Origin of the sequence: Enterobacter cloacae complex sp. IR5422, assembly GCF_049238165.1 — a bacterium.
GTDB classification, from domain to species: Bacteria; Pseudomonadota; Gammaproteobacteria; order Enterobacterales; family Enterobacteriaceae; genus Enterobacter; species Enterobacter roggenkampii.
Genome location: NZ_JBMKHT010000003.1, coordinates 150,129 through 156,266, shown reverse-complemented (window position 1 = coordinate 156,266; position 6,138 = coordinate 150,129). Strand labels below are relative to the sequence as shown.

The 6,138-nt window shown below is 57.4% G+C and carries 6 protein-coding genes; 5 read left to right on the top strand and 1 reads right to left on the bottom strand.

Annotation, left to right across the window (positions count from 1 at the left end; translation table 11 throughout):
* Positions 1-195: 195 nt before the first annotated feature.
* On the bottom strand, positions 196-1,200 hold the full coding sequence (gene flk, locus ACOTXT_RS03060) for a flagella biosynthesis regulator Flk (protein WP_008502603.1): 1,005 nt from the start codon (positions 1,198-1,200) through the stop codon (positions 196-198).
* 113 nt (positions 1,201-1,313) lie between these two features.
* Between flk and pdxB the strand changes: the two genes are divergently transcribed.
* The 5 genes from pdxB to accD all read left to right on the top strand — a co-directional run bounded on the left by pdxB (position 1,314) and on the right by accD (position 6,091).
* Positions 1,314-2,450 (top strand): 4-phosphoerythronate dehydrogenase PdxB, encoded by a 1,137-nt coding sequence (pdxB, locus tag ACOTXT_RS03055; RefSeq protein WP_023294134.1) that lies wholly within the window; start codon positions 1,314-1,316, stop codon positions 2,448-2,450.
* Positions 2,451-2,517: 67 nt separating this feature from the next.
* The gene (locus ACOTXT_RS03050; protein ID WP_055321850.1) at positions 2,518-3,531 is read left to right on the top strand and encodes an aspartate-semialdehyde dehydrogenase; all 1,014 of its coding nucleotides are present in this window, start codon (positions 2,518-2,520) and stop codon (positions 3,529-3,531) included.
* The gene (gene truA, locus ACOTXT_RS03045; protein ID WP_021241572.1) at positions 3,531-4,343 is read left to right on the top strand and encodes a tRNA pseudouridine(38-40) synthase TruA; all 813 of its coding nucleotides are present in this window, start codon (positions 3,531-3,533) and stop codon (positions 4,341-4,343) included. Before ACOTXT_RS03050 ends, truA begins: the two co-directional genes overlap by 1 nt.
* A gap of 28 nt (positions 4,344-4,371) precedes the next feature.
* Positions 4,372-5,031, top strand: coding sequence for a DedA family protein (locus ACOTXT_RS03040; protein WP_008502599.1), 660 nt, complete (start codon positions 4,372-4,374; stop codon positions 5,029-5,031).
* 154 nt (positions 5,032-5,185) lie between these two features.
* Positions 5,186-6,091 carry an acetyl-CoA carboxylase, carboxyltransferase subunit beta gene (accD, locus tag ACOTXT_RS03035; protein WP_008502598.1) on the top strand — a complete coding sequence of 302 codons (906 nt, stop codon included), beginning with the start codon at positions 5,186-5,188 and terminating at the stop codon, positions 6,089-6,091.
* Positions 6,092-6,138 lie beyond the last annotated feature (47 nt).

Below are 6,138 nucleotides of genomic sequence, written 5' to 3'. Positions count from 1 at the left end.
GATAAAATCAAGGCGTTGCATAGGTCGGGTCTCAGTCCAGGGCATAGCGAGTCTCCTCTTCTATGCCAGTTATAACTGTTACCCATGTATCCGGTCTAAAGTGTTACCCATGTTTCCGGTTCATACCCTGCGCTTACCCGGCCAACAGTTCGAGCCGTTGTAGGCCCGGTAAGCGCAGCGCCACCGGGCAAAATATCAGGCAACCAGCCAGAAAATCGCCAGCGCAATCAGTAATGCAATAAACATCAATCCCGGACGCGCAGAAAGTGTTCTGAAGGTCTCCACGACCGGCGCAAACAGCGGACTGTAGATCGGCTGAATATTTCTCACCTCTGGTACGCCGCCTTCGCGCTCGGCGCGGCGAACGAAGATCTGGTTGAGCAGATCCTGCACCTGCGCGGTAGTCAGTACCGTTTGCGGCGTGGCCTGCCAGTTCTGCTGGGCATAATCCCGAATCACCTCGAACTCGTGCGGCTCAAGCGGCTGTTTCAGCGCCGCCTGCACAGTATGCAGGGTAGGGGCGCTCTGGGTGCTGAGCGTCTGGCGTGCCTGGAGCCAGGTCACCAGATGGGTAAACTGTTTGGCCGGGATCAGCTCGCCTGCTTTCACGCCCGACAGCTCCAGCATGGATTGCCAGATAAGCTTCGTCGGCTCGCCGGTGGCCGCGGCCAGCTTCGTCACCATCTGCTTGAGCGTATTGTGCTCGGCGGGCAGCAGCGGACGCTCGGTCGCCGGGCGCACCTGCGGCTGCGGAATCGACAGCTCATTGTTCTGCAGCAGCGTCAGCACGGTTTTGAGCTGGTCGGGCGTAAGCTGGCCCAGCGCGGTCTGACCATACTGCTGGCGAATAAAATCACTCACCGCCTGGCGGTTATTTCCCTGGCCCAGCAGCTCCGTCAGCTGAGAAACAATCTGGCGCGTGGTGTGGTTCTGCTGCGCGGTCGTAATACGCTGGTTCAGATTTTGCTCGGCAGCGGGGAAATGGCGCGACTGCAGCGGTGCGTCGTTCCTCACGCCTAAATCATGCTTCACCCCGGCCCAGACTTCCGCGTTTTGCTGTGAAGTCAGCGCAATCAGGCGCGTGATCAGTCGCTCCAGCACGGTGCGCTGTTGCGTGGATAGCGGTTGTTCACCGGCAACGTTTGGCGTGACGGGGCCTTCACCCGGAGGGCGTGGCGGCGTACCTGAAATGGGCTGCATCGTCAAAAATCCTTAAAGTCAAAACTCAGCGTAAACCTGGCAGACGTATATGCCTGGCGGCCAGATTATGGCACACTTGGCAGGTTTTCTTCCTCTCAAACAGGTACTCAGACGTGAAAATCCTCGTTGATGAAAATATGCCTTACGCCCGTGAGCTGTTTAGCCGCCTGGGTAACGTTAAGGCTGTTCCTGGTCGCCCGATCCCGGTCAACGAACTGGACGATGCCGACGCCTTGATGGTGCGCTCGGTGACCAAAGTAAATGAGGCGTTGCTCGCCGGTAAGGCGATTAAGTTCGTTGGGACCGCAACGGCAGGGACCGATCATGTGGATGATAAATGGCTGAAGCAGGCCGGAATCGGTTTCTCCGCCGCGCCGGGCTGTAACGCGATTGCCGTCGTGGAATACGTTTTCTCCTCGCTGCTGATGCTGGCCGAGCGCGACGGGTTTGCGCTGAAAGACCGCACCGTGGGGATTGTCGGCGTGGGTAACGTCGGCGGACGCCTGCAAAAGCGCCTGGAAGCGTTAGGGATCCGCACGTTGCTGTGCGATCCGCCGCGCAAAGACAACGGCGATGATGGGGATTTCCGTTCGCTGGACGAGCTGGTTGAACAGTGCGACGTGCTGACGTTCCACACGCCGCTGTTTAAAGAGGGGCCGTATAAGTCTCTGCATCTGGCCGATGAGGCGTTAATTCGCCGTCTGAAGGCTGGCACTATTCTGATAAATGCCTGCCGTGGTCCGGTAGTCGATAACGCCGCGCTGCTGACGTGTCTGAACGAAGGACAAGACCTCAGCGTGGTGCTGGACGTCTGGGAGCCGGAGCCGGACCTCAACGTTGAGCTGCTAAATAAGGTTGATGTGGGCACGGCGCATATCGCTGGTTATACCCTCGAAGGGAAAGCCCGCGGTACGACGCAGGTCTTCGAAGCCTACAGCGCCTTTATCGGCCATCCGCAGCAGGTGGCGCTGGATACCTTACTCCCCGCGCCTGAATTTGGCCGCATTACCCTTCACGGCCCGCTCGATCAGGCAACGCTGAAAAGGCTGGTGCATTTGGTGTATGATGTGCGCCGCGATGATGCGCTGCTGCGTAAAGTGGCGGGGATCCCGGGTGAGTTTGATAAGCTGCGCAAGAACTACGTTGAGCGTCGCGAGTGGTCTTCCCTCTATGTGATGTGCGACGACGCGTCGGCGGCGACGCTGCTGCACAAGCTGGGGTTTAACGCCGTTCATCACCCGGCGCATTAATGTCTTCTTAATGCTCCCTGTCGGATACTCCGACAGGGACGCTTTTTTATTTCTGGAGTAAACCACCATGTCTGAAGGCTGGAACATTGCCATTTTAGGTGCCACGGGTGCCGTGGGCGAAGCCCTGCTCGAAACGCTTGCTGAGCGTCAGTTCCCGGTGGGCGATATCTATGCGCTGGCGCGAACGGATAGCGCGGGTGAGCATCTGCGTTTTAACAATAAATCCGTCATGGTTCAGGATGCGGCGGCGTTCGACTGGACGCAGGCGCAGCTGGCGTTTTTCGCCGCGGGCGCTGAAGCCACTACGGCGTACGTTGAAGAGGCGACCAACGCAGGCTGCCTGGTCATCGATCTGAGCGGCCTGTTCTCCATGGAGCCGGATGTGCCGCTGGTGGTGCCGGACGTGAACCCGTTTGTACTGGCTGACTACCGCAACCGTAACGTCATTGCGGTACCGAACAGCCTGACCAGCCAGCTGCTGACCGCCCTGAAACCGCTAATCGACGACGGCGGCCTGTCGCGCATTACCGTGACCAGCCTGCTGTCCGCGTCCGCAAACGGCAAAAAGGCCGTTGACGCGCTGGCCGGGCAGAGCGCGAAGCTGCTGAACGGCATCCCGATTGACGAAGATGATTTCTTTGGCCGCCAGCTGGCGTTCAACATGCTACCGCTATTGCCGGACCGCGAGGGCTCCGTGCGCGAAGAGCGTCGTATCGTCGATGAGGTGCGTAAAATTCTGCAGGACGATGGCCTGATGATCTCCGCAAGCGTCGTGCAGTCCCCGGTCTTCTACGGTCACGCGCAGATGGTCGGCTTTGAAGCGCTGCGTCCCCTGGCGGCAGAAGAGGCGCGCGATGCGTTTGGCCGTGGGGAAGACATCGTCCTCTCTGAAGAGAGCGAGTTCCCGACGCAGGTAGGCGACGCCACCGGTAGCGCGCATCTTTCCGTTGGCTGCGTGCGTAACGACTACGGTATGCCGGAGCAGGTTCAGTTCTGGTCCGTTGCCGACAACGTTCGTTTCGGTGGCGCGCTGATGGCGGTCAAGATCGCCGAGAAACTGGTGCAGGAGTACCTGTACTGATGTCAGACGTGGAACAAAAGCCGGTTCATAAAATTGCCCTCGGTATTGAGTACGATGGCAGTAAATATTATGGCTGGCAGCGTCAGAATGAGGTGCGCAGCGTCCAGGAGAAACTGGAGAAAGCGCTCTCTCAGGTGGCAAACGAGCCGATTAACGTCCTGTGCGCAGGCCGTACGGACGCGGGCGTTCACGGCACGGGGCAGGTGGTGCACTTTGAGACCACCGCCGTGCGTAAGGATGCCGCCTGGACGCTGGGTGTAAATGCGAATTTGCCTGGTGACATTGCGGTGCGCTGGGTGAAAGCTGTGCCGGATGATTTTCATGCGCGTTTCAGCGCCACCGCGCGTCGTTACCGTTATGTCATCTACAACCAGCGTCTGCGTCCGGCGGTGTTAAGCCAGGGCGTGACGCATTTTTATGAACCGCTCGATGCGGAACGCATGCATCGCGCGGCGCAGTGTCTGATTGGTGAAAATGACTTTACCTCGTTTCGTGCGGTGCAGTGTCAGTCCCGCACGCCGTGGCGTAATGTCATGCACATTCACGTCAGCCGTTTTGGCGCGTATGTGGTGGTGGATATCAAAGCTAATGCCTTTGTACATCATATGGTGCGGAATATTGTGGGCAGCCTGATGGAAGTGGGTGCCGGACACCAGCCGGAGAGCTGGATTGCAGACCTGCTGGCAGCGAAGGACAGAACGCTTGCGGCAGCCACGGCGAAAGCGGAAGGGCTGTATCTGGTCTCGGTAGACTATCCGGATCGGTTTGACCTGCCGAAACCGCCAATGGGGCCGCTGTTTTTAGCGGACTAAACAAAGGTGCAATTAAGGCTTAGACAATATGGACGTAATTCGTTTTTTGATTGATTTCATCCTGCATATTGATGTTCACCTGGCAGAGCTGGTCGCGCAGTACGGCGTCTGGGTTTATGCCATTCTGTTCCTCATTCTGTTTTGTGAAACCGGGCTGGTTGTCACGCCGTTCCTGCCGGGCGATTCACTGCTGTTTGTCGCCGGGGCGTTATCGGCGCTGCCCACCAACGATCTGAATGTGCATCTTATGGTGGTGCTGATGGTGATTGCCGCCATCGTCGGTGATGCGGTCAACTACACGATTGGACGCGTATTCGGTGAGCGGCTGTTCAGCAATCCGGATTCAAAAATTTTCCGCCGCAGCTATTTAGATAAAACTCATGCGTTTTATGAACGCCATGGCGGAAAAACCATTATCCTTGCGCGCTTTGTGCCTATTGTGCGCACATTTGCACCGTTTGTGGCGGGAATGGGACATATGTCCTATCGTCATTTTGCCATGTATAACGTCGTGGGGGCGCTGCTGTGGGTACTGCTGTTTACCTATGCGGGCTACCTGTTTGGCGATCTCCCGGTGGTTCAGGAAAATCTTAAGTTACTGATTGTAGCGATTATTGTGCTTTCCGTACTGCCGGGCGTTATCGAAATCATTCGTCACAAACGTGCGGCGGCAAAGCAAGCGAAGTAAATGCACGCTGGCGGTTCGACCACTTTTTTATCCAAAGTTTCGGGCTGTTATGTTTTAATGTGCAACATTCATGGTCTGTTGGAGGCAAAAATGGCATTATTCGCCTCTTATAGCAAAACTGGCATACGACCAGGTTCAGGCAGAAAGGTTATCAATGAGCTGGATTGAACGAATTAAAAGCAACATTACCCCAACGCGTAAAGCGAGCATTCCTGAAGGGGTATGGACGAAGTGTGATAGCTGCGGCCAGGTTCTGTATCGCGCAGAGCTGGAGCGCAACCTTGAGGTGTGTCCGAAGTGTGACCACCATATGCGTATGTCGGCGCGCAACCGCCTGCATAGCCTGCTGGACGAAGGTTCTCTGGTAGAACTGGGCAGCGAGCTTGAGCCAAAAGACGTGCTGAAGTTCCGCGACTCCAAAAAATATAAAGATCGTCTGGCCTCCGCACAGAAAGAGACCGGCGAGAAAGACGCGCTGGTCGTCATGAAAGGCACCCTGCATGGGATGCCGGTTGTTGCCGCTGCGTTTGAGTTCTCCTTTATGGGTGGCTCAATGGGCTCCGTGGTCGGTGCGCGCTTCGTGCGTGCCGTTGAGCAGGCGCTGGAAGACAACTGTCCGCTGATCTGCTTCTCTGCCTCCGGCGGAGCACGTATGCAGGAAGCCCTGATGTCCCTGATGCAGATGGCTAAAACCTCTGCAGCGCTGGCGAAGATGCAGGAGCGCGGTCTGCCGTACATCTCCGTGCTGACCGACCCAACCATGGGCGGCGTCTCCGCGAGCTTCGCGATGCTGGGCGACCTGAACGTCGCTGAGCCAAAAGCGCTGATCGGCTTTGCGGGTCCTCGCGTTATCGAGCAGACCGTTCGTGAAAAACTGCCGCCGGGATTCCAGCGCAGTGAGTTCCTCATTGAGAAAGGCGCCATCGACATGATCGTCCGCCGTCCGGAAATGCGCCTGAAACTGGCGCGCATCCTGGCGAAGCTGATGAATCTGCCAGCGCCGAACCCGGATGAGCCGCGTGAAGGCGTGGTGGTACCGGATCAGGAACCCGAGGCCTGATAACTGAAAAGGGCAGGGCCTGTTGGCGCTGCCCTTTTGCTTTCTAA

What these genes read in the sequence shown, in the direction of transcription:
- flk (WP_008502603.1), bottom strand. Translation starts at nt 1,200, where the DNA reads ATGCAGCCCATTTCAGGTACGCCGCCACGCCCTCCGGGTGAAGGCCCC.
- ACOTXT_RS03050 (WP_055321850.1), top strand. Translation starts at nt 2,518, where the DNA reads ATGTCTGAAGGCTGGAACATTGCCATTTTAGGTGCCACGGGTGCCGTG.
- ACOTXT_RS03040 (WP_008502599.1), top strand. Translation starts at nt 4,372, where the DNA reads ATGGACGTAATTCGTTTTTTGATTGATTTCATCCTGCATATTGATGTT.
- accD (WP_008502598.1), top strand. Translation starts at nt 5,186, where the DNA reads ATGAGCTGGATTGAACGAATTAAAAGCAACATTACCCCAACGCGTAAA.
- truA (WP_021241572.1), top strand. Translation starts at nt 3,531, where the DNA reads ATGTCAGACGTGGAACAAAAGCCGGTTCATAAAATTGCCCTCGGTATT.